Source organism: Ruegeria sp. YTSC002 (genome assembly GCF_059609845.1).
Map to the genome: position 1 here is coordinate 1 of NZ_JBXWML010000013.1, position 21,302 is coordinate 21,302.

The window sequence follows — 21,302 nt, forward strand, 5'->3', positions numbered from 1 at the left end:
TGGCTCCGGCGGTAGGGATCGAACCTACGACCAATTGATTAACAGTCAACTGCTCTACCGCTGAGCTACGCCGGAACTGAGGCGCATATAGCAACCCCGATTCCGGACGTCCAGTGGTTAAGTACGAGAACCATCAAAATTTTTTGCTGTTTTAGCAAACCCGTCGAAAAACAGATGAAACTGACAGTGGGCCAATGGGCGCCACTTTGTTTTTTCCTGTCAGATCAACGAGATGAGCGAAAACATTCCGCTCGGCCGCAGGCAGCAATGCCGATGGCGTATCCGTATAGATGCGCTCAGCCAGATGCCGTGCCGTGCCGTCTGCATCTTCCAGTGCGCTCAGGATCTGGGCCTCGCGGGTCTGGCGATGTGCAATCAGCCAGTCCAAACGTTCTGCAGGGCTGGTGATCGGTGCGCCATGGCCGGCGTGGAAAACCGACCAGTCGCGCGCGCGCAGCCGATGGCAGGCAGCCATGAAGTCGGTCAGATCACCATCCGGAGGAGACACCAACGAGCTGGCCCAACCCATGACATGATCCGCAGTGAAACAGATGTTCTGCCAGGCCAGAGCAATGTGATTGCCCAGATGGCCCGGAGTGTGAATGACCTCAAGCTGCCACCCGTCGCCATTGATAAACTCACCATCCGCCACTTCGACATCAGGGCGAAACGTGGTGTCGATGCCTTCGCCGCCGCCGGTCAGCCCCTGCGCGGCAAGATCGGTCATGACGGCGCTGCGCCCCGCCTCAGGCCCACCATAAGCATAAATCGTCGCCCCTGTGCGCGCCGCCAGCGGAGCGGCCAAAGGTGAATGGTCCACATGCGTATGCGTGACAATGATATGGCTGATCCTTTGATCTGGCGCCAACGACTCCAGAATTGCGTTCAGATGTGCCTCGCTTGCGGGGCCTGGATCGATGACGGCAAGGTCGCGATCACCCAGCAGGTACGTGTTGGTGCCACGATAGGTCATCGGAGAGGGATTCGGAGCCAGAATACGCCGCAAACCCGGATGCAGTTCCTCTGGTTTGCCGACGGGCGGATCGAAATCATCTGATGCCTGCATTCTGTGCTCTTTCTCTTGTCCGGGCAGCCCGTTAGGTTTAGCGCATGTCTTCGCACTGGCTCAAACCTTATATGCCTCGCAGTCTCTACGCCCGGGCAGCGCTGATCCTGGTTTTACCTGTGATCGTGCTGTTGCTGGTCGTGGGAAACGCTTTCCTTCAAAGGCATCTTGAGGATGTCACCGGCCAGATGACGCGCGCGGCATCCCGCGAGGTGATGCTGATCACGACAATGATCGAGGACGCGGAAACGCAACAACAGGCGCTGGCGTCGATTCGCCCGGATTTGCAGGCCCTTGAAATAAAGGCCAGGTTTCTGGGCGTCAACGAACAGCCCGAGATCGGCGCGCGGCGATGGTATGATTTCATCGCACCGCAGGTCGAATCCGAACTGTATGCCAGATTGCCCAATCTTGACGCCGTGGCTTTGCCCAGCAGCAAAGAGGCGCGGGTCTATCTGAAGACGCATCTGGGGCTGCTGCAATTGACGTTCGATCGGCGCAGGTTGTCGCCCGCGGCCCCGCATCAATTGATTGTCACCATGGTGTTCTTTGCGGTCATCATGACGACGATCTCGTTTCTTTACATGCGGAATCAATTGCGCCCCATCACGCGCCTTGCTGATGCGGCCCAGGCATTCGGGCGGGGACGAATCGTTCCGTATTCACCCGGTGGAGCCATCGAGGTGCGCGCGGCGGGAAATGCGTTTCTGGACATGCGGTCCCGGATCGAACGCCAGATCGAGCAGCGGACGTTGATGCTGTCGGGTGTCAGCCACGATCTGCGCACCCCACTGACGCGTCTGAAGCTTGGGCTGTCGATGTTGCCGGAAGACGAGGCCGCACCGTTGCAAAAGGATGTCACGGAAATGCAGTCCTTGCTGGATGCGTTTCTGGATTTTTCGCGTGGGGCTGCCGAAGGATCGGCGGAAGAGGTCCAGCCGGATGAATTTCTCCGCCAGATCGTGGATGACGCAAAACGGGCCGGTCATCAGGCAGAGCTGATCGCGGTCGAGGGGCAGGGGACGGTCATGATACGCCCCATGGCTGTACGCCGGGCGGTGGAAAACCTGATTGGTAATGCCATGCGCTATGGCAGCCGGGCCGAGCTGAGCCTGTTTCTGAACGCGAAATCGATGCGCATCCGCGTTGAGGATGACGGCCCCGGAATACCTGCCGACCAACGCGCCGAGGCGGTAAAGCCTTTCACGCGACTCGACCCGGCACGCAATCAGAACAAGGGCAGTGGCGTGGGCTTGGGCCTTGCGATCGTGGCGGATGTCGCGCGCGCGCATGGCGGTACTTTGCGTCTGGGCAAAAGCGAACGTCTCGGCGGGCTCTGCGCGGACATTATTATCGGACGATAGACCCCCTGTTATGTCTTCGCATTGGGTTCAATTTTGTTAATTTGTCTGGCCATGGCATCCTGTCCCCATAGTTTTTTGCTTTTTGGGGGGCGCATAGGATGGTTATCGCAGGATTCGTGAAATTGGCCGAAAGGGGGTTTGTCGGGTGCGCGACACTTGCGGCCCTGCTGCCTCTTTGGCAGTGGTATGACGAAACCGATGAAAGACGGGTGGAGCGTCTGACCGGTTTTATCGGGGCAGGCGATACATGTCTGAAATGGTTGCGGTCCGACCTGATCGAGTCGTTGGCATCCGAGTTGTGGCATGCGTCGCAGCAAGACGTGGTGGATGGCGACGAGGATCTGGCACCTCTTCCGGTTCAGGTGCGTGCCAATATGGCGATATTTTGCGCTGAAATGCTGGACTATTTGCAGAATGATTTCGGCAAGTTCGATGAGCCTCTCGCCTATGATTATTACATGATGATCATGGATGCTTCGTTCTGGGTCGATCCTGCTGAATTCGAGACGTATTTGGAGGCGGTGCATCAAGATCCGGGCCTGTCCGGCAGTTACGAGGATTACAGCTTTGGTGGGCGCGACGGCTATTCCTATGAATGGCAAGTAACCCAAGAGGAGCTCGACGCCTATTTTGGGTTGGAAGATTCGGACGGATAAGCCAGCGCATCAACGTCCAGACGGCAACAACCCTCCCGGATGTTTCGGCGAAATGGTAGGCCCGGAGGGACTCGAACCCCCAACCAAAGCGTTATGAGCGCTCTGCTCTAACCAATTGAGCTACAGGCCCGCCTCGGCGCCTTGGGTATCACGGTGAACAGCCGCGTCAAGCCTGACCGTTGCAACAAACGCCACAATCGACTAACCCCGCCCGCAAAGCTTTCTTGAGGGACCGAACATGACAGCGGGTAAAAACGGAATCACCTATGCCGATGCAGGTGTGGATATCGACGCGGGCAACGCCCTGGTCGATCGGATCAAACCCGCCGCCAAGCGGACCAACCGCCCCGGTGTGATGAGTGGCCTGGGTGGATTCGGCGCGCTGTTCGATCTGAAGGCTGCCGGGTACCAGGACCCGATCCTGGTCGGTGCGACGGATGGTGTGGGCACCAAGCTGCGGATCGCGATTGATACCGGTGTCGTGGACGGGGTCGGGGTCGATCTGGTGGCCATGTGCGTCAATGACCTGATCTGCCAGGGGGCCGAGCCGCTGTTCTTCCTCGACTATTTCGCGACCGGCAGGCTGGATACCGATACGGCGGCACGGATCATCGAAGGGATTGCCGAAGGCTGTGCGCAGTCTGGCTGCGCCCTGATCGGTGGTGAAACCGCCGAGATGCCGGGAATGTATCCCGATGGCGATTTTGATCTGGCCGGTTTTGCGGTTGGTGCGATGGAACGCGGCGCAGAACTGCCCGCGGGCGTTCAAGCCGGCGACGTCCTTTTGGGTCTGGCCTCGAACGGGGTGCATTCCAACGGCTATTCGCTTGTGCGCAAGCTGGTCGAACTGTCCGGTCTGGGCTGGGACGCGCCATCACCCTTTGGTGAGGGCAACCTGGGTGAGGCGTTGCTGACGCCCACACGCCTCTACGTGAAACCGGCTTTGGCAGCGGTTCGTGCGGGTGGTGTGCACGCGCTGGCGCATATCACCGGTGGTGGGTTGACCGAAAATCTTCCGCGCGTGCTGCCCCAAGGGCTGGGGGCCCGGATCGATCTGGACAGCTGGAATCTGCCCCCTGTCTTTGGCTGGATGGCGAAGACCGGCAGTATCGTTGAGGCGGAAATGCTCAAGACCTTCAATTGCGGAATCGGCCTTATCGTCGTGTGCGCCGCAGACAAGGCGGATGACCTGTCGGCCCTGCTGGCGGATGCCGGTGAAACCGTCGCTCGGATCGGTACCGTCACGGAAACGCCCGGCGTTGCTTATTCGGGCAAACTGCTGTGAGTCACAAGCGCGTCGCGATCCTGATCTCCGGGGGCGGATCGAACATGGTGTCGCTGGTTGACAGCATGACCAAAGATCATCCGGCGCGGCCCTGTTTGGTGCTGTCCAATGATGCGCAGGCAGGCGGGCTGAAAAAAGCTGCGGACCGTGGCATTCCGACCGCAGTGGTTGATCATCGCCCCTTCAAGGGGGACCGTGCCGCCTTTGAGGTCGAGCTTTTGAAGCCCCTGCAAGAGGCGCAACCCGACATTGTCTGCCTGGCTGGCTTCATGCGGGTGCTGACAGCGGATTTCGTGTCTCGGTTTCAAGGGCGGATGCTGAATATCCACCCTTCATTATTGCCAAAATACAAAGGGTTACACACTCATGCGCGCGCGATTGAGGCCGGAGATTCCGAACACGGCTGCTCGGTGCACGAAGTGACGGCGGAACTGGATGATGGTCCGATTCTGGGCCAGGCACGGGTTCCGATCCAAGCCGATGATACACCGGAATCGCTGGCTGCGCGGGAGCTGGTGTGGGAACACAAACTCTACCCCGAGGTGCTGCGGCGCTTTGCAGAAGGCAACAGGTCGCCCGTCCTGTTGCCGTGAACGCTCGGTGGGTGATTTACACCCGTGCAATAATCGGCCTATGGTCGTCGACAACGCTCGGGACGAGGACAAAAACGGGCAGGCACAAAAACAAGAGCGATACTAGTACGGCGCATGAAAACCCTGACGACGACGCAAGAGCTGGCCGATTTCTGCAAGGCCGCCGAAGGCTATCCCTATATTACGGTCGACACCGAATTCCTGCGCGAGCGGACGTATTACTCCAAGCTGTGCCTGGTGCAGCTGGCGGTTCCGTCCGAGGATGAAGACAGCGCTGTTCTGGTTGATCCGCTTGCCGATGGCTTGTCGCTTGACCCGCTTTACGATCTTTTCCGGAACGAAAGCGTGGTCAAGGTGTTCCATGCCGCCCGCCAGGACCTTGAGATTTTCTGGGTCGAGGCCGGCGTCTTTCCCAAGCCGCTGTTTGACACACAGGTCGCAGCGATGGTGTGCGGGTTCGGCGAACAGGTTGGCTATGAAACTCTGGTCCGGAAAATCTGCAAACAAGGCGTTGATAAGACTTCTCGGTTCACCGACTGGTCCCGTCGTCCTCTCACCGATGCTCAAAAAAACTATGCTCTGGCAGACGTGACGCATCTGCGCGGGATCTATGAATACTTGGCCGCAGAACTTGAAAAGACGCAGCGCAGCCATTGGGTTGCCGAAGAATTGCGGACGCTGACACAGCCTGCCACATATGACATCCGCCCTGAGGACGCATGGAAGCGGGTAAAGACGCGTACGAACTCGGCCAAGTTTCTGGCCGTAGTGCGGGAATTGGCGCAGTTTCGCGAAGCCTATGCGCAGGAAAACAACGTGCCCCGGAACCGCGTATTCAAAGACGACGCGCTGATCGAGCTGGCATCGACCAAACCCAAAACACATTCGGATTTGGGCGGATCCCGCCTGTTGCTGCGCGAAGCCCGCAAAGGGGCGATCGCCGAAGGTATTCTGGCCGCAGTCCAGCGTGGCGCGAATTGCCCGCCCGACAAATTGCCCAAGGTCGACACTTCGCGTGACAAGCTCAAGGTCAATCCGGCGCTGGCTGACCTGCTGAGGGTTCTGCTGAAGTCCAAGACCGAAAGTTCAGGTGTGGCGGCGAAATTGATCGCCACAAGTTCGGACCTGGATCAGATTGCGGCCGGCGAGCGGGATGTTCCAGCCTTGTCGGGATGGCGGTTCGAGGTCTTTGGCGAGGATGCTCTCAAACTGTGCGAAGGCAAGATTGCCCTGGCGGCCAAAGGACAGTCGGTCAAGGTCGTGTCCCTGTAACGGCGCTTACCGGCGCCGTGATTCCAGTGCGTTCTGCTGTCCGACCACGCGGACCAGCCGAATACCTTGCAGTTCCTGATTCGAGATATTGATGGCGTCCGATACCATCCGAGTACGTTCCGACCCTTGCGGTGTCTCATAGCTGGGGTAGTTCACGCGGAACACAAATTCCAAAGTTCCGTTCTTCTGGTTTTCTTCCTTTTCAACAGGAACCAGACGCGCATTGTACGCCCCCTGTCGGACAGCCGTGCCGGACGCATAGATGATCGCGCCGGAGGGGGTCGGGTCGATGCGCAATTCGTCGATCTGACCAATTGGAATGCTGGTGTCTTCGGCATCGGGGCGTGAAAACAGACCGGTACCTTCGCTTTGCTTCGGAACCAGCGCGTCGGCGGCATTTGGGTCGGGCGGTGTTTCGGCTTCGACAGATCTGCTGGATCCGAACCAGTTTGACGGGTTCACCCGAGAGTCACGCCAGCTGCTGCATGCAGTCAGGGTCAGCGTGGCGATGATGAGAACGGACAGAGGTTTTTGCATGGACCCACAGACTTTCATACGAGTTCAGGCAATGGGTTAGCGCAATTTCTTCGCGTTGAAAAGCCACCGCGGGGGCTGGACAGTGGCCAGCGACCGGCTTAGGTCACAATTGTGAATGCAACCAAAGGATCACCGCATCATGGCCACGCCCGCCTTTGAAGAGATTGTCGAGGATTTCGAGTTTCTCGAGGATTGGGAAGATCGGTATCGCCATGTCATCGAGCAGGGCAAGGCGATGGAGCCGCTGGACGACGCATTCAAGGTTCCGGCGACAAAAGTGCATGGATGCGCCAGTCAGGTCTGGCTGCATCCGATGATCGATTCCGGCGTCTTCAAGTTCGATGGTGACAGCGATGCACTGATCGTGCGTGGCCTGATCGCTGTTCTTCGGTCCTTGTACAACGGTTTGCCCGTGGCCGAAGTTCCCAAAGTCGATGCGGGGGCTGAACTGGCACGCCTTGGGCTGAACGATCACCTGTCCGCTCAGCGCTCAAACGGCCTGCGGTCGATGATCGAACGCATCCGACAGGTCGCACAGGAAAACGCCTGACCTCATTTTGGGCGGTTTGCCCAGTCCGACAGCGTGTTTTCCAGATCGCCGTAACCGGTGAACCGGCGTTCGAATTCAAGCCCCATCCGGTCTGCACACTCGCGCGCGCGTTCCGTCAGCTCTGGGCTGTCGATCTGGGCCTGATAGACAAGTTTGGTGTAATTGCCGAAATACATGTCACGCAGTTCCGGGTGGCGGTCCAGGCCAAGAGGCTTCCAGACAAAAGCGTCGAATTGCCGGGCCAGGAAATCTGTCAGATAGAACGCGGTTGTTTCGTCTTCTCTGCGGTCCTCAAAGGCCTGGTTTCCTTCGAAGAAGGAATAGCAATGGGGGCCCTTCACCATTTCGACCCCAAGTTTTTCGCAGGCGGCCTGAAGCAGCCCCCCGGTCCCGCAATCGGCGTAAACGATGTAGATCTTGTCAAAATTGCCCTGATGCCTGGCCACTGCGTCTTCCACGGCCTGGGTGATCCGTTCCGGGTGAACGTGCAGGATCGCCGGCAGGCAGGTCAGAGCCATGTGATCCCAGCCATTCCGTGTTTTGATATCCAGTATTTCGCGCGCAAGAGCGCCGCAGGCAATCAACAGGATGCTTCCCTTGCCTGTATCGTCATAACCTTTCGTGGTCAGGCTTGCATCATCTGGCAGGGATTCGTTTGACATCACTTGGTATCCTACGGGGCTGTTCCCATAGGAGGATGATTGCGGCCATTGGGCAAGCCCCGATCCGACATCTCATGTCAGGCTGCCGACGCATGCGCTTCGAACACGGTCAACAGGGGCCGGGCCAGCGGGCCGTACGCGGCAAGCCCATTCAACGTCAGTTCCGGAAACAGCGACTGGATTTCCTGCCGTGCGGCGGAACCGAGACTGTCCCAGATTTGCGCGCCGGGATGAAAGCTCTCGCTCAGGCAATCTTCGGCCCAGAGCAGCTCGTGGCGGTCGAACAGCAGGTGGATGTAGGTCACCACCCCTCCGGGCCGCAGCATGATGTCGGACCCGTTCACGAGATGTTTGGCAGGCGCCAGGGCTTCGCTATGTCCGGTGTGCAGCTCGAGACGCCAATCCCCAATCAGCATGCGGTGCTGTTGTGACACCATAAGGTCGCGCGTGTTTCCGATGGCGCCCGCTTTGAAAAGAACAGGCGCATGCGGACCCGTTGCCTTGACGGTTCGCCGCCCCATCCAACGCAGGGTTTGCAGCCCATGATCATGGGTTTCGATCCGGTCGCCGACGGACAGGGTTTCAATCGGTCGTGCGCCTTGCTCGGTGCGGATTATCGTTCCGGGGGTAAAGCAGGGAACCAGATCCCAATCCTCACGGCGGGATGTCAGGCCTGAATACCGGTTTCCGGCAAGGCTGTTGAGTGTGATCGAGCGGACAGGGCCAGCCTCCAAAGCGGCTTGGTCCGAATTGTCCGAGAATTCCGGCATCAGATAGGTGTTGCCATCCACATCCTGCGCCACAACTGCGGTAATCCTGGCAGTTGATCCGTCAAAATAGGTGATCGTGGCGTTGTAGACCGAAGTGCCATCGAATGTCTGAGGCGGCCCGCCATCGATCGAAAACCGATCATTGGCCGACATGTTGTTCATGTTGTAGTACGAACCCGGATTGCCGACTGCGCTCCAGGTGACGCTGTTGTGAGCCAGCGGATCGTCGGACCCGCCAAAGGTTTTCCCCACAAGCGCCGAAGCGTTTTCAGCTGTGTTGTTGCCTTCGAAACTGTCGATATCGGCAAGCTTGCCGAGCGAGATGGCTGTGAACGTAGTCGGCACGAGACCCCCTTGCGATGTGGATGCCTCGTTCTTTTAGACCTGCTTTGGTTTACAATTGGATAATCCGGATCTTCCGGTGACAAAGCGCTTCAGAATCGAAAAGGCCGCCCGGATTGGACGGCCTTTCTATCAGTATTTTCCGGGTCTTAGCCAGCCAGTTGATTGTGCTTGCGGCCCACGAATTCCTTGGCGGTTTCCACTGCAACAGCTGCGTCGCGGCAATAAGCATCCGCGCCGATGGCCTTGCCGAACTCTTCATTCAGGGGCGCGCCGCCGACCAGAACGATGTAATCGTCGCGGACGCCCTGTTCGACCATCGTGTCGATGACCACTTTCATGTAAGGCATCGTAGTGGTCAGCAGGGCCGACATGCCCAGAATGTCGGGTTGTTCGTTTTCCAGCGCTTCCAGGTAGTTTTCGACCGGGTTGTTGATGCCCAGATCGACAACTTCGAAGCCAGCGCCTTCCATCATCATAGAAACAAGGTTCTTGCCGATGTCGTGGATGTCGCCCTTCACGGTGCCGATGACCATCTTGCCGACGCGCGGTGCACCGGTTTCGGCCAGCAGCGGCTTGAGAATGGACATGCCGCCCTTCATCGCGTTTGCGGCCAGCAGAACTTCGGGGACGAACAGGATGCCGTCGCGGAAGTCATGGCCCACGATGGTCATACCGCCAACCAGAGCCTTGGTCAGGATGTCATAAGGTGTCCATCCGCGTTCCAGCAGGATGTTGGTGCCTTCTTCGATCTCTTCCTTCAGGCCATCGTAGAGATCGTCGAACATCTGCTCGACCAGTTCGTCATCATTCAGTTCGGACAGGACGATGTCTTCTTCGTCGGACATGGGGTGTTCCCTGTGCTGGGCGGGCAATCGGCCCGTGGTGGCATTTTTTCCGTTTTGGCCAAAACGTCGCATCCTGACTGTGACGATTGCGACGTCGGTCGTTTCGGGACCGACCTATAAGACAAAAAAAGCGGGGGCTCGATAGAAAAGTCTGCAAGATCATCCTGCGGAGTTTTCAACTCGGTTCAATCCGTTGGTGATTTGGCGGGGCTTGCGCCAAATTGGCGCCCCCTCTATGTTCGGGGAGGAACAAAAGAAGAACAAGCTGACATGAACATCGCGCGGACGATCAAGGCAAGAGGAACAACGACGAACGAAGCTGGTCGGTTTGAACGTTTTGTCACCACGGCAACCGAAGACGGGTGGGACATTGAAGAAGAATTGCCGCCGCTGCGTACCGAGACACGTGAAGAGGTTGCGCGCAGCGCTATTGCTTACAACCGATCCCCTGACTTGCCCTTCGATCGGTCGATCAACCCGTACCGGGGATGTGAACATGGCTGCGTTTACTGTTTTGCGCGGCCCAGCCACGCGTATCTTGGGTTATCGGCAGGGTTGGATTTCGAAACCCGCCTGATCGCACGACCCAACATGGGACATGTTCTGCGCAAGGAATTGTCCGCCAGATCCTACAAAGTCGCGCCGATTGCAATGGGTACGAATACGGACCCGTATCAGCCGATTGAGAAAAAGCACATGATTACAAAGTCATGCCTTGAGGTTTTGAGTGCGTTCAATCACCCGGTCGCAATCGTCACCAAGGGTACTCTGATAGAGCGGGATCTGGAGTTGCTTGCAGACATGGCAGGCCGGGGGCTGGTACGTGTTGGCATTTCGCTGACCACGCTGGATGCGGATTTGTCCCGCCGGATGGAACCAAGGGCACCGTCGCCACTTCGGCGGCTGCGCGTGATCCGAGCGTTGACGGAAGCGGGCATTCCGGTGCGCGTTATGACGTCACCCATCGTGCCGGGGCTGACGGATCATGAACTTGAAAGCCTGCTGGAAGCCGGGAAAGAGGCTGGCGCGGATGCCGCTAGCTGGATCATGTTGCGCCTGCCGCGCGAGGTTTCGCAGCTTTGGCAGGGCTGGCTTGCCGATCATGAGCCTTCGCGGGCGGAAAAGGTCATGTCCAAACTGCGGGAAATGCATGGGGGGCGGGATTACGATCCGCGTTGGGGGCACAGAATGCGGGGCGAGGGTGAGTATGCCGGGATCATCGCTCAAAGGTTTTTGAAGTCCTGCAAACGTCTGGGGCTGTCCGTAAGATCGGCCCCGTTGCGTTGCGACTTGTTTGCGGTGCCGCCGCAGCCCGGAGACCAACTGAGCCTGTTCTGAGGTCATGCGCCCCGGCATGTCCGCTGCTGTCTTGCGCGGGAAAATACCGGGTCTTCGCGCTCTCATTGCTTCAACCCAAAACAAAAAGACCCCGGCAGTACCGGGGCCTTCGGAACAGATCTTCGTGAGGCGCGTATCAGCGATTTTCGATGTCCACGTAATCGCGCAGCGTTTCGCCCAGGTACAGCTGACGCGGGCGGCCGATTTTGTTTTGCGGATCGGCGATCATCTCTTTCCACTGGCTGACCCAGCCAACAGTGCGTGACAGGGCGAAGATCGGCGTGAACATCGAGGTCGGGAAACCCATCGCTTCGAGGATGATGCCCGAGTAGAAGTCGACATTCGGGAACAGCTTTTTATCGGCGAAGTACGGGTCTTCCAGCGCTTCGCGTTCCAGTTCCTTGGCAACCTGCAATTTCGGGTTGTCTTCAACGCCCAGCAGATCAAGAACCTCGTCTGCCGATTGCTTCATCACTTTGGCGCGCGGGTCGAAATTCTTGTAAACGCGGTGACCAAAGCCCATCAGGCGGAACGGATCGTTCTTGTCTTTGGCGCGGGCAATGAACTCGGGAATGCGATCAACGGTGCCGATTTCTTCCAGCATTTCCAGGCAGGCCTGATTTGCGCCGCCATGAGCCGGACCCCAAAGGCAGGCGATGCCGGCGGCGATACAGGCAAACGGGTTTGCCCCCGAGGACGACGCCAGACGCACGGTCGATGTCGAGGCATTCTGTTCGTGATCCGCATGCAGCGTAAAGATACGGTCCATGGCGCGGCTGAGGATCGGGTTGACCTCATATTCCTCGGCAGGGACGCTGAAACACATGCGCAGGAAGTTCGACGCATAGTCCAGATCGTTGCGCGGATACACGAAAGGCTGACCGGTGTGGTACTTGTAGGCCCATGCAGCAATTGTCGGCATCTTGGCGATCAGGCGATGCGATGCGATTTCACGCTGCTGCGGGTCCGAGATATCCGTTGAATCGTGATAGAAGGCCGACATCGCGCCGACAACGCCGACCATGATGGCCATCGGGTGCGCGTCACGGCGGAAACCGCGATAGAAATACTGCATCTGCTCGTGCAGCATGGTGTGGCGTGTGATCGTGGTCTCGAACTTCTCAAGATCCTTTGCCGCCGGCAGTTCTCCGTACAGCAGAAGATAGCAAACCTCGAGGAAATGCGATTTCTCGGCCAGTTGGTCGATCGGATAGCCCCGGTGCAGCAGCTCGCCTTTTTCGCCGTCGATATAGGTGATGGTGCTGTCGCAGCTTGCGGTCGAAGTGAATCCGGGATCGTAGGTGAAGACGCCGGCCTGACCATAAAGCTTGCGGATATCAATGACATCCGGACCAGCGGTCGGAGAATGAACAGGCAACTCGTACTCTTTGCCGTGAACGGTCAGAGTGGCAGTTTTGTTGCTTTCAGTCATGGTTGTCCCTTCTTCATTCATGCGCACGCCAGAGATACCTCCGGTGATACGGGCAATGACTGCGCGTGAACGCGCAGTCCGGGTGTTAGCGGAGCAGCGTTACCCGTTTATGAAGCTTGGGTTATTTCGCTGCTTCAGAAAGCCGCGCCAGGGTTTCTTCCCGTCCCAGCACAAGCATCATGTCAAAAACCGAAGGCGTAACGGCACGACCCGCCAGAGCGGCCCTCAGCGGACCGGCCAGCTTGCCGAACTTGAGCTCCTTTGACTCGGCAAAGGAATTCAGTGCCTCCTCCAGTTCGTTCCGCGACCAGCTAACATTTTGCAGATGCGGCGTCAATTCCGTCAGTATACCATCGGATACAGTTGCCAGCGCCTTTGCGGCTTTTTCATCCGGAGCGATCGGGCGGCTTGTCAGTGCAAAATGAGCCTTTTCAAGCAGTTCAGGGAAGGTGCGCGCCCGGTCCTTGAGGCAATACATCGCACGTTCCAGATCACTGGATTGTGTCTCAGTAAGGGGCAGAAGGTCTGCTGCGGCCAGATATGCTTCGATCTCTTGCCGCAATGCAGCATCGTCCGAGATTGCGATATGTTGTCCACACAGGTTTTCAAGCTTTTTCAGATCGAACCGTGCAGGGCTTTTGCCGATCCCATCCAGATCGAACCAGTCCTTTGCCTGCGCGTCCGTGAAAAACTCATCGTCGCCATGGCTCCAGCCCAGCCGGGCCAGGTAATTGCGCATCCCGGCTGCGGGATAGCCCATGGCCTGATACTCCTGCGCTCCAAGCGCACCATGGCGTTTGGACAGCTTCTTGCCATCAGGCCCGTGAATCAGCGGGATATGCGCCCAGACCGGAACGTCCCACCCCATGGCTTCGTAGATCATCATTTGCCGCGCGGCATTGTTGAGGTGATCGTCGCCGCGGATGACATGGGTGACGCCCATGTCGTGATCGTCGACGACGACTGCCAGCATGTAGACGGGTGTTCCGTCCGAGCGCAGAAGAATCATGTCGTCCAACTGGTCGTTGCGGATGCTCACATCGCCCTGAACCTGATCGTGGATCACGGTCACCCCGTCCTGAGGTGCCTTGATGCGTATGGCAAAAGGTGTGTCCGGATGTGTCGAGGGATCGGCGTCCCGCCATGGGCTGCGGAACAGGGTTGATTTCCCTTCGCTGCGCGCTTGGTCCCGGAAAGCCGCGATTTCTTCCTGAGACGAGAAACATTTGTATGCTTTGCCCTCGGCCAGCAACTGATGCGCGACTTCGGCGTGACGGGCGGCCCCTTCGAACTGGCTGATCACATCACCGTCGTGATCAAGGCCAAGCCAGGCCATGCCCTGAAGGATCGCGGCGGTCGCCTCGGGTGTCGAACGTTCGCGATCGGTGTCTTCGATCCGCAGCAGGAATTTGCCACCCCGACCACGCGCATACAGCCAATTGAACAATGCAGTGCGCGCGCCGCCGATATGCAGGAAACCGGTGGGCGAGGGGGCAAAACGAGTGACGACCTGTTCAGTCATGGTGAGGATTAACCTTTTGGTAACCGTATCTGGCATAGTTTGACGCCTGTCTAACGAGCCCGAAGGACGGGGGCAACCATGCGTGTTCTTGCACGGGTCGAGGCCGCGCTGCTGCACCAGACAGGCTACCTTTTCCCCTGGACGCCGGTTTTGCTGGCGACGGGGATTGGTCTTTATTTCGGCGTCCGCGTCGAGCCGGATCGGTCAGTTTATGCCGGTCTTGTCTGTCTTGGAATTGCTCTAGTCGCCTTGCGCCGCCGGCTGCCACCGGGGGTGGGAACGTTGGCAATCGGGGGGGCGCTGATCGCTGCCGGTTTCATTCTGGCAGGCGTTCGCGCCCATATGGTGGCGGAACCGGTTCTGTCGTGGCGATATTATGGCCCTGTCGAGGGGAGGGTCGTCGCCATGGATCGGTCTGCCTCGGATGCGTTGCGGTTGACGCTTGATCAGGTACGCATAGGGGATGTGCCTCAGGAGCGCAGGCCGCAGCGCATCCGTCTTTCCGTTCATGGTCCGGCGGGCACTATCGCACCGGGGCAGCGCATTATGACCACCGGTCATCTTTCGCCGCCGCAAGGCCCGGTCGAGCCCGGAGGGTTCGACTTTCGCCGCCATGCCTGGTTTCAACGATTGGGCGCGGTCGGCTATACCCGCGTCCCGGTCATGACCATCGCACCCGCGACAGAGGGGATCGCCGGCATTCGGGTCACTGCGATCCGCATGGCCATTTCGCAGCGGGTCAGGCAGATCCTGCCCGGAGAAATCGGTGGATTTGCCGCGGCCGTCACCACCGGAGATCGCAGCGGGATGGGGCAGGAGACGCTTTCATCCTTGCGGGCGTCCAACCTTGCGCATCTGTTGGCCATTTCCGGGCTTCACATGGGGCTTCTGACCGGTTTCGTGTTCGTGGCTTGCCGATTGGGTCTGTCGCTGTGCCCTCCTGTGGCGTTGCGACTTCCGGTTCGGAAAGTGGCCGCTGTGCTCGCGCTTTGTGCCGCAACCCTTTATCTGTTGTTGTCCGGGGGGAACGTTGCAACCGAACGGGCCTTTGTCATGGTCAGCGTCATGCTGGGGGCCGTGTTGATCGACCGACGCGCGATTTCGCTGCGTGCGGTTGCTGTTGCCGCCGTGATCGTTCTGGTTCTTCGACCCGAGTCGCTGCTGAGCCCCGGATTTCAAATGTCGTTCGCCGCAACCACAGCCTTGGTCGCCGTCTTCGGAGCGTTGCGAGAGGTAGGCCCGTTACCCGGCCCAAACTGGTTGAAACCGGTCGTTGGCGTGGTGATGTCATCCGCAATTGCAGGTCTTGCGACAGCCCCCATTGGTGCGGCGCATTTCAATACGATGTCCCATTACGGTCTGCTGGCAAACCTGCTTTCCGTTCCCGTCATGGGGCTTCTCGTCGTACCCTCTGCCGTCGTCGCTGCATTTCTGGCCCCGTTTGGACTGGAGGCACTTGCCCTGACCGTCATGGGGTGGGCATTGCATTGGATCCTTACGGTTTCCGACTGGGTGTCGCACCTTGAGGGGGCGCAGGGTTTTGTGGTCAGCCCGCCATGGTACATCCTGCCACTGGTCGCATTCGGCGCCTTGTGGATGGCCTTGTGGCAGGGACAAGCACGATGGGCCGGAGCAGTACCTGTTGCCCTGGCATTTATGCTTTGGAACTCGGGTCACAGACCGGATGTTCTGATCGCTGAAAACGGCGGGTTGGTCGGCGTGATGACCGACAAGGGCAGGGCTCTCAGCAAAAGCAAAGGCAGTGGGTTTGTCGCCGGTGTCTGGCTTGAAAATGACGGAGACGGCGTTGATCAGATCGAGGCGGCGCTCAGATGGCCGGACGGCAGCATCGTTCAACGTTACCCGCTGAAGGACTATGAGATCATCCATATCACCGGAAAAAGGGCGGCGCGCGCGTTTGACGAATGTCGGGACAACCAGATCATCATCTCGGCTGTTGCGCTTGCCCTGCAAGGTCCGTGCGGGGTGTTCGATCCGGAACGGTTGTACGAAACCGGCAGCCTGTCGGTTTCGAACGGAAAGCTGACCTCAAGCGCAGACATGACCGGCCATCGGCTTTGGTCCCCGAAACCTGCCGGGGACCGTCATTCCAAGCAGGCTCAATAGGTGCGGATCAGTCCGACCAACCGGCCCTGAACCTTGACCTTCTCTTCGGGCAGGACGCGCGTTTCATAGGCCGGGTTTGCAGCCTCCAGCGCGATTGCATTGCCGCGGCGGAAGTACCGCTTGAGGGTCGCTTCCTGATCTTCGACCAGAGCAACCACGATGTCGCCGTTATCCGCGGTCGAGGTTTCCCGGATGACGACCACATCACCGTCATTGATGCCGGCATCGATCATCGAGTCACCGCGAACTTCCAATGCATAATGCTGACCCTGTCCCGAAACCATGGGGCCGGGGACGGCCACGTGATGCGAAACATGGCTGATTGCTTCGATGGGAACACCGGCTGCGATCCGGCCCATGACTGGCAGCTCCAGCGCGTCCACCGATACAGGCTCCACGTTCGCAGGGCGGGGACCCTTGGGCCTGTCACCTTCGATAACGCGGGGTGTAAAGCCGGCCGTTGGCTCGCCGCCAAGGCTTTCGGGCAGTTTCACAATCTCAATGGCCCGAGCGCGATGGGCAAGGCGGCGGATAAACCCGCGTTCCTCCAATGCGGTGATCAACCTGTGAATGCCGGATTTCGACCGCAGGTCGAGAGCAGCCTTCATTTCATCAAAACTGGGCGGAACACCGTCCGCCTGCACGCGTTTGTGGATGAATTCCAGCAAATCCAATTGCTTCTTGGTCAGCATCGCTCACACCTCGTCGCTCATGCGTTTTCTTTTGTTCTACGCATGTTCACGTTTTGTGTCAACGAATTTGAGGGCAGGTCAGATCGGCAGGTATTCGACCATTTCCCCGATGTCGCGCGCCGGATCGTGTGGGGCGCGGACCAACAGCGCGTTGGACTGGGCCAGTACACTGAGAAGCGAACTGTCCTGATCTGCGCAAGCCTCGATACCGGCATCCGTCACCACGGCGCGCATATAATGCTCACGCGGGCCATTCTCGGGCAAAGGACCACTCAGCCGGGCCGTGCGGAAGGGGGGCAGCACCTGTTCAAGCCCCAGCATCCGGCGCACCATCGGAGCCAGAAACAGATAGCCGCAGACCATGGCGCTGACCGGATTGCCCGGTAACCCGACCATCGCCGCGTTGCCGATACGACCGGCCATCAGGGGTTTTCCGGGGCGCATTCGGATCTTGTAGAAGGATTGCTTCATTCCCAACCCCTGCGAGACGTCCGACACGAGGTCATAATCGCCAACCGACGCCCCGCCGATCGTCACAACCAGATCCGCCCCCTGCGCAAGGCCAAAGGCCGTTTCGAGCGACGAAACAGTGTCCCGCGCGATCGGAAGCACGCGCACCACAGCCCCCAATCCTTCGAGCATTGCCTTCAGGCCAAACGTGTTCGAGGCAATGATCTGATCCGGGCCGGGTTCTTCCCCGGGCATGACCAACTCGTCTCCTGTCGAGATGAGGGCGATCACGGGTTTGCGCGAAACCGGGACGCGGGGGATGTTCATAGCGGCCATCAAGGCCACATCTTCCGCGCGGATCAAACGCGGGGCCGATATGGACGTGCCAGCCTTGAAATCCACGCCAGCGGGCCGAATGTTGGTTTTGGCGCCGGGTGTGTCCGTGATTGTCAGAAGATCGCCGCGGCGGTCCGTATCTTCTTGAATCACAACGAAATCCGCACCCTCGGGTACAGGGGCGCCGGTATAGATGCGAACGGCCTGCCCGGGGCCTACAGCGCCCTCAAAACGACGCCCGGCCGCTGACTCGCCCACGATTTTGAACATGGCGTGCAGTTCGACCTCGTCAGATTTGACCGCATAGCCATCCATGGAAGAGGCGGCAAAAGGCGGTTGATCCCGCGTGGCCGTGACGTCCCGCGACAGAACACGCCCCGCAGACTGGGCCAGTGGAACCTCTTCCGCCGGCAATGGCCCCAAAAGATCGAACAACAGGGCGCGCGCCTCTTCGACAGTAATCATTTCGCCTCGTAACGCCCTGATTTGCCGCCATCTTTAAGCAGAACGCGAATGCCGCCTATCTCCATCGCCTTATCTACGGCCTTGGTCATGTCGTATACCGTCAACGCGGCTGTCGATACGGCGGTCAGCGCTTCCATCTCGACCCCGGTCTGGCCCGAGGTCTTGACGGTGGCCTGGATCCGAACACCCGGCAGGTCCGGGTCAAGTGTAAGCTCGACCGCCACTTTGGTCACCGGCAAAGGATGACACAGCGGAATGAGGTCCGGCGTTTTCTTTGCACCCATGATGCCGGCCAAACGGGCAATGCCCAGAACATCGCCTTTTTTAGCGCGGCCTTCCGAAATGATTTCAAAGGTTTCTGACGCCATCTTGATGTGACCTGCGGCGACGGCGACACGATCTGTCACGTCCTTGTCCGAGACATCGACCATATGCGCCTGACCTTGGGCATCGAAATGGGTCAGCGGCATCACATCACTCCGGGGATCAGCGGGTTGGACAGGATATGGCGCGTTGCGGCTTCGACATCGTCCTGGCGCATCAGGCTTTCTCCGATCAAGAAGCAGCGGGCCCCATACCGCGCTATGTCCCTCAGATCGTCTGGCGTGCCCAATCCGCTTTCGCAAACGATGGTGCGATCGGCGGGCACCAGCTTGGACAGGCGGCGCGTCGTGTCGAGCGTTGTCTCGAAGGTCTTCAGATTGCGGTTGTTGATACCGATCAACGGGCTTTTCAGCTGTGCCGCGCGTTCAAGCTCTGCTTCGTCGTGGACTTCGATCAGAACGTCCATCTCCCAATCGAATGCAGTGTTTTCCAGTTCAGCCGCCTGATCATCACTGACCGAGGCCATGATGATCAGAATACAGTCCGCCCCCAGGGCGCGAGCTTCGACCACCTGGTACGGGTCGTACATGAAATCCTTGCGCAAAGCGGGCAGGGATGTCGCCTCGCGTGCTTGCGTCAAATACTCTTTCTTGCCCTGAAAACTGGGGGTGTCGGTCAGGACGGACAAACATGTCGCGCCACCATCTTCATAAGCCTTTGCAAGAACGGGCGGGTCGAAATCCGGCCGGATCAGCCCCTTGGACGGGCTGGCTTTCTTGATCTCGGCGATCAGGCCATAGCCTTGCCGCGAGGCGTGTTGCAGCGCATTGGCAAAGCCACGGGGCTCCGAGGCGGCCCGTGCCTCACCTTCCAGTGTTTCCAAAGATTTCCGGGCCTTGTCCGCCGCGACCTCTTCCAGTTTGTAGGCTTTGATTCTGTCCAGAACGGTTTCGGTCATGCGGCTTCCTGTGTCTTGGCGGCCAAGGCCGTGATTTTGTTTTTGGCATTGCCACTGTCGATGCTTTCAGCAGCCATGGCCACGCCTTCGCGCAGATCATTTGCCGCTTCGGCGACGACCAGAGCGGCGGCCGAATTCAGCAGCACCGCGTCACGATACGCTGACGGGGCACCGTCCAGCAAAGCCCGGAACGCAACGGCGTTTTCCTCGGGCGTGCCTCCGATGATGTCCTCGAAAGGATGCACGGGAAGACCAGCGTCTTCGGGGTGCAGTTCGACCTCTTTCACCATCTCGTCTTCCAGAGCGGCGACCCAGCTGATGCCGGTAATCGTGAGCTCGTCCGTCCCGTCCGAGCCATGCACCAGCCAGGCCCGGTCCGAGCCCAGCAGGCCAAGCGTTTCGGCCATCGGGCGGATCAGGTCGCGGCTGAAGGCACCGGTCAATTGCCGTTTGACGCCAGCTGGGTTGGTCAGGGGGCCGAGAATATTGAAGATCGTGCGCGTTCCCAGTTCTTGCCGGGACGGCATCACATGGGCGATGGCAGGGTGGTGCATTGGCGCCATCATGAAGCCGATTCCAACGTCTTTCAGAGCATTTTCAACGACTTGCGGGCCAACCATGACGTTGATTCCCATCTGGCCCAATGCATCCGCCGCGCCGGATTTGGAGCTCAGGTTGCGATTGCCGTGTTTCGCGACCGTGACTCCGGCACCGGCCACGACAAAAGCGGTCGCGGTCGAAATATTCAGGGTGCCTTTGCCATCGCCACCGGTGCCGACGATATCCATCGCCCCCTCGGGTGCGTTCACGGCATTGCATTTCGCGCGCATCACGGCCGCCGCCGCGGCGTATTCATCGACCGTCTCGCCGCGTGTCCGCATGGCCATGAGCAAACCGCCGATCTGGCTGGGCGTGGCTTCACCATCGAACAATATGGCAAAGGCCTTTTCGGCCTCGGCACGTGTCAAAGGACGATCGGCTGCGGCTCCGATCAGCGGTTTAAGCGCGTCGCTCATGCCGGGACTTTCAGTTCTTGCAGGAAGTTCTTGAGAAGGGCGTGGCCGTGCTCGGATGCGATGGATTCCGGATGGAACTGCACACCGTGGATCGGCAATTCCTTGTGTTGCAGCCCCATGATGGTGCCGTCGTCCAGCTCGGCCGTGATCTCGAGGCAATCGGGCAGGGTCTCGCGCTCGACCACCAGCGAATGGTATCGGGTTGCTTCAAAGGGTGAGGGCAGTCCGGCAAACAGGCCTTTGCCGGTGTGCTTCACCGTGCCCATCTTGCCATGAACGATCTCATGGCATCGAACCACCTTGCCGCCAAACACCTGACCTATGGTCTGATGGCCCAGGCAAACCCCCAAAAGCGGCGTTTTGGTTTCGGCCGCAGCTTGTGTCAGTGCCAGGCAAATCCCCGCCTGATCCGGATCGCAGGGGCCAGGGCTCAGTAGGATGCCGGCAGGGTTCATGGCAATCGCTTCCTGCACATCCAGCGCATCATTTCGGCGAATGACCATTTCGGCACCAAGTTCGCCTAAATAATGTACCAAATTGTAGGTAAACGAGTCGTAGTTGTCGATCAGCAGCAGCATTTGGGCACTTATCTTCGCTTGGGCATTTCGGGCTGGCGATGCAGCCCCGGGCCACGGTATAATGTCCGCACATACATGCTCAGGCTTGAGCGGCAGCGTCAAGAGGACATACCGTTTCT

Annotated in this window: 21 protein-coding genes and 2 tRNA genes; 8 read left to right on the forward strand and 15 right to left on the reverse strand. The window is 58.9% G+C overall.

The features are described from left to right. Both AC2FFD_RS19000 and AC2FFD_RS19005 read right to left on the reverse strand, forming a co-directional pair. Nucleotides 1–75: transfer RNA gene (locus tag AC2FFD_RS19000), tRNA-Asn, on the reverse strand. A 76-nt stretch (nt 76–151) separates the two neighbouring features. After that, entirely contained in the window at nt 152–1,066 is a 915-nt protein-coding gene (locus AC2FFD_RS19005; protein WP_496873848.1) for an MBL fold metallo-hydrolase, read from the reverse strand. A gap of 44 nt (nt 1,067–1,110) precedes the next feature. Between AC2FFD_RS19005 and AC2FFD_RS19010 the strand changes: the two genes are divergently transcribed. Together AC2FFD_RS19010 and AC2FFD_RS19015 are read left to right on the forward strand one after the other, a co-directional pair. Continuing rightward, the gene (locus AC2FFD_RS19010; protein WP_257598795.1) at nt 1,111–2,430 is read left to right on the forward strand and encodes an ATP-binding protein; all 1,320 of its coding nucleotides are present in this window, start codon (nt 1,111–1,113) and stop codon (nt 2,428–2,430) included. Nucleotides 2,431–2,528: 98 nt separating this feature from the next. After that, nucleotides 2,529–3,086: a hypothetical protein gene (locus AC2FFD_RS19015; RefSeq protein ID WP_170344133.1), complete on the forward strand. Its 558-nt coding sequence runs from the start codon at nt 2,529–2,531 to the stop codon at nt 3,084–3,086. A 53-nt stretch (nt 3,087–3,139) separates the two neighbouring features. On the opposite strand, the gene AC2FFD_RS19020 is transcribed toward AC2FFD_RS19015, so the two are convergent. Next, nucleotides 3,140–3,216, reverse strand: a tRNA-Ile gene (locus AC2FFD_RS19020). 108 nt (nt 3,217–3,324) lie between these two features. Here AC2FFD_RS19020 and purM point away from each other — a divergent pair. From purM to rnd, 3 genes are all read left to right on the forward strand, one after another. Then, complete coding sequence (purM, locus tag AC2FFD_RS19025) at nt 3,325–4,371, forward strand: phosphoribosylformylglycinamidine cyclo-ligase (RefSeq protein WP_257598794.1); 1,047 nt, start codon at nt 3,325–3,327, stop codon at nt 4,369–4,371. Continuing rightward, the gene (purN, locus tag AC2FFD_RS19030) at nt 4,368–4,964 is read left to right on the forward strand and encodes a phosphoribosylglycinamide formyltransferase (protein ID WP_496873849.1); all 597 of its coding nucleotides are present in this window, start codon (nt 4,368–4,370) and stop codon (nt 4,962–4,964) included. Before purM ends, purN begins: the two co-directional genes overlap by 4 nt. Before the next feature lie 114 nt (nt 4,965–5,078). Beyond that, nucleotides 5,079–6,236 carry a ribonuclease D gene (rnd, locus tag AC2FFD_RS19035; protein ID WP_170344136.1) on the forward strand — a complete coding sequence of 386 codons (1,158 nt, stop codon included), beginning with the start codon at nt 5,079–5,081 and terminating at the stop codon, nt 6,234–6,236. Between the two features lie 6 nt (nt 6,237–6,242). Here rnd and AC2FFD_RS19040 read toward each other — a convergent pair whose 3' ends face one another. Further along, nucleotides 6,243–6,773: a hypothetical protein gene (locus tag AC2FFD_RS19040; protein ID WP_170344137.1), complete on the reverse strand. Its 531-nt coding sequence runs from the start codon at nt 6,771–6,773 to the stop codon at nt 6,243–6,245. A 139-nt stretch (nt 6,774–6,912) separates the two neighbouring features. Here AC2FFD_RS19040 and AC2FFD_RS19045 point away from each other — a divergent pair, with 139 nt between their 5' ends. Next, nucleotides 6,913–7,323 (forward strand): SufE family protein, encoded by a 411-nt coding sequence (locus AC2FFD_RS19045; RefSeq protein ID WP_496873850.1) that lies wholly within the window; start codon nt 6,913–6,915, stop codon nt 7,321–7,323. Between the two features lie 2 nt (nt 7,324–7,325). Here AC2FFD_RS19045 and AC2FFD_RS19050 read toward each other — a convergent pair whose 3' ends face one another. The 3 genes from AC2FFD_RS19050 to AC2FFD_RS19060 form a co-directional block, all read right to left on the reverse strand. Continuing rightward, nucleotides 7,326–7,985 carry a DUF1638 domain-containing protein gene (locus tag AC2FFD_RS19050; protein WP_170344139.1) on the reverse strand — a complete coding sequence of 220 codons (660 nt, stop codon included), beginning with the start codon at nt 7,983–7,985 and terminating at the stop codon, nt 7,326–7,328. Between the two features lie 77 nt (nt 7,986–8,062). Beyond that, on the reverse strand, nt 8,063–9,100 hold the full coding sequence (locus tag AC2FFD_RS19055) for a Hint domain-containing protein (protein WP_496873851.1): 1,038 nt from the start codon (nt 9,098–9,100) through the stop codon (nt 8,063–8,065). 146 nt (nt 9,101–9,246) lie between these two features. Next, entirely contained in the window at nt 9,247–9,945 is a 699-nt protein-coding gene (locus AC2FFD_RS19060; protein WP_152458104.1) for a corrinoid protein, read from the reverse strand. Nucleotides 9,946–10,215: 270 nt separating this feature from the next. Here AC2FFD_RS19060 and AC2FFD_RS19065 point away from each other — a divergent pair, with 270 nt between their 5' ends. Then, nucleotides 10,216–11,283 carry a PA0069 family radical SAM protein gene (locus AC2FFD_RS19065; protein WP_425078329.1) on the forward strand — a complete coding sequence of 356 codons (1,068 nt, stop codon included), beginning with the start codon at nt 10,216–10,218 and terminating at the stop codon, nt 11,281–11,283. Nucleotides 11,284–11,419: 136 nt separating this feature from the next. Here AC2FFD_RS19065 and gltA read toward each other — a convergent pair whose 3' ends face one another. Together gltA and gltX are read right to left on the reverse strand one after the other, a co-directional pair. Continuing rightward, nucleotides 11,420–12,715, reverse strand: coding sequence for a citrate synthase (gene gltA, locus AC2FFD_RS19070; protein WP_171115733.1), 1,296 nt, complete (start codon nt 12,713–12,715; stop codon nt 11,420–11,422). Between the two features lie 121 nt (nt 12,716–12,836). Further along, nucleotides 12,837–14,237 (reverse strand): glutamate--tRNA ligase, encoded by a 1,401-nt coding sequence (gltX, locus tag AC2FFD_RS19075; RefSeq protein ID WP_496873852.1) that lies wholly within the window; start codon nt 14,235–14,237, stop codon nt 12,837–12,839. 78 nt (nt 14,238–14,315) lie between these two features. On the opposite strand from gltX, the gene AC2FFD_RS19080 reads away from it, so the two are divergent. Beyond that, nucleotides 14,316–16,364: a ComEC/Rec2 family competence protein gene (locus tag AC2FFD_RS19080; RefSeq protein WP_496873853.1), complete on the forward strand. Its 2,049-nt coding sequence runs from the start codon at nt 14,316–14,318 to the stop codon at nt 16,362–16,364. Here AC2FFD_RS19080 and lexA read toward each other — a convergent pair. The 6 genes from lexA to AC2FFD_RS19110 form a co-directional block, all read right to left on the reverse strand. After that, nucleotides 16,358–17,056 carry a transcriptional repressor LexA gene (lexA, locus tag AC2FFD_RS19085; RefSeq protein WP_152458099.1) on the reverse strand — a complete coding sequence of 233 codons (699 nt, stop codon included), beginning with the start codon at nt 17,054–17,056 and terminating at the stop codon, nt 16,358–16,360. The two genes, AC2FFD_RS19080 and lexA, sit on opposite strands and share 7 nt — an antisense overlap. A 78-nt stretch (nt 17,057–17,134) precedes the next feature. Beyond that, a complete protein-coding gene (locus AC2FFD_RS19090) occupies nt 17,135–18,307 on the reverse strand; it encodes a molybdopterin molybdotransferase MoeA (protein WP_496873854.1) in 1,173 nt (390 codons plus the stop codon). Continuing rightward, nucleotides 18,304–18,777 (reverse strand): cyclic pyranopterin monophosphate synthase MoaC, encoded by a 474-nt coding sequence (moaC, locus tag AC2FFD_RS19095; RefSeq protein ID WP_425078324.1) that lies wholly within the window; start codon nt 18,775–18,777, stop codon nt 18,304–18,306. Before moaC ends, AC2FFD_RS19090 begins: the two co-directional genes overlap by 4 nt. After that, nucleotides 18,777–19,589: an indole-3-glycerol phosphate synthase TrpC gene (gene trpC / locus AC2FFD_RS19100; RefSeq protein ID WP_257600809.1), complete on the reverse strand. Its 813-nt coding sequence runs from the start codon at nt 19,587–19,589 to the stop codon at nt 18,777–18,779. The genes moaC and trpC overlap by 1 nt, the downstream gene beginning before the upstream one ends. Continuing rightward, on the reverse strand, nt 19,586–20,605 hold the full coding sequence (gene trpD / locus AC2FFD_RS19105) for an anthranilate phosphoribosyltransferase (RefSeq protein WP_170344149.1): 1,020 nt from the start codon (nt 20,603–20,605) through the stop codon (nt 19,586–19,588). Before trpD ends, trpC begins: the two co-directional genes overlap by 4 nt. Next, the gene (locus AC2FFD_RS19110; protein ID WP_170344150.1) at nt 20,602–21,183 is read right to left on the reverse strand and encodes an anthranilate synthase component II; all 582 of its coding nucleotides are present in this window, start codon (nt 21,181–21,183) and stop codon (nt 20,602–20,604) included. Before AC2FFD_RS19110 ends, trpD begins: the two co-directional genes overlap by 4 nt. Nucleotides 21,184–21,302: the final 119 nt, after the last annotated feature.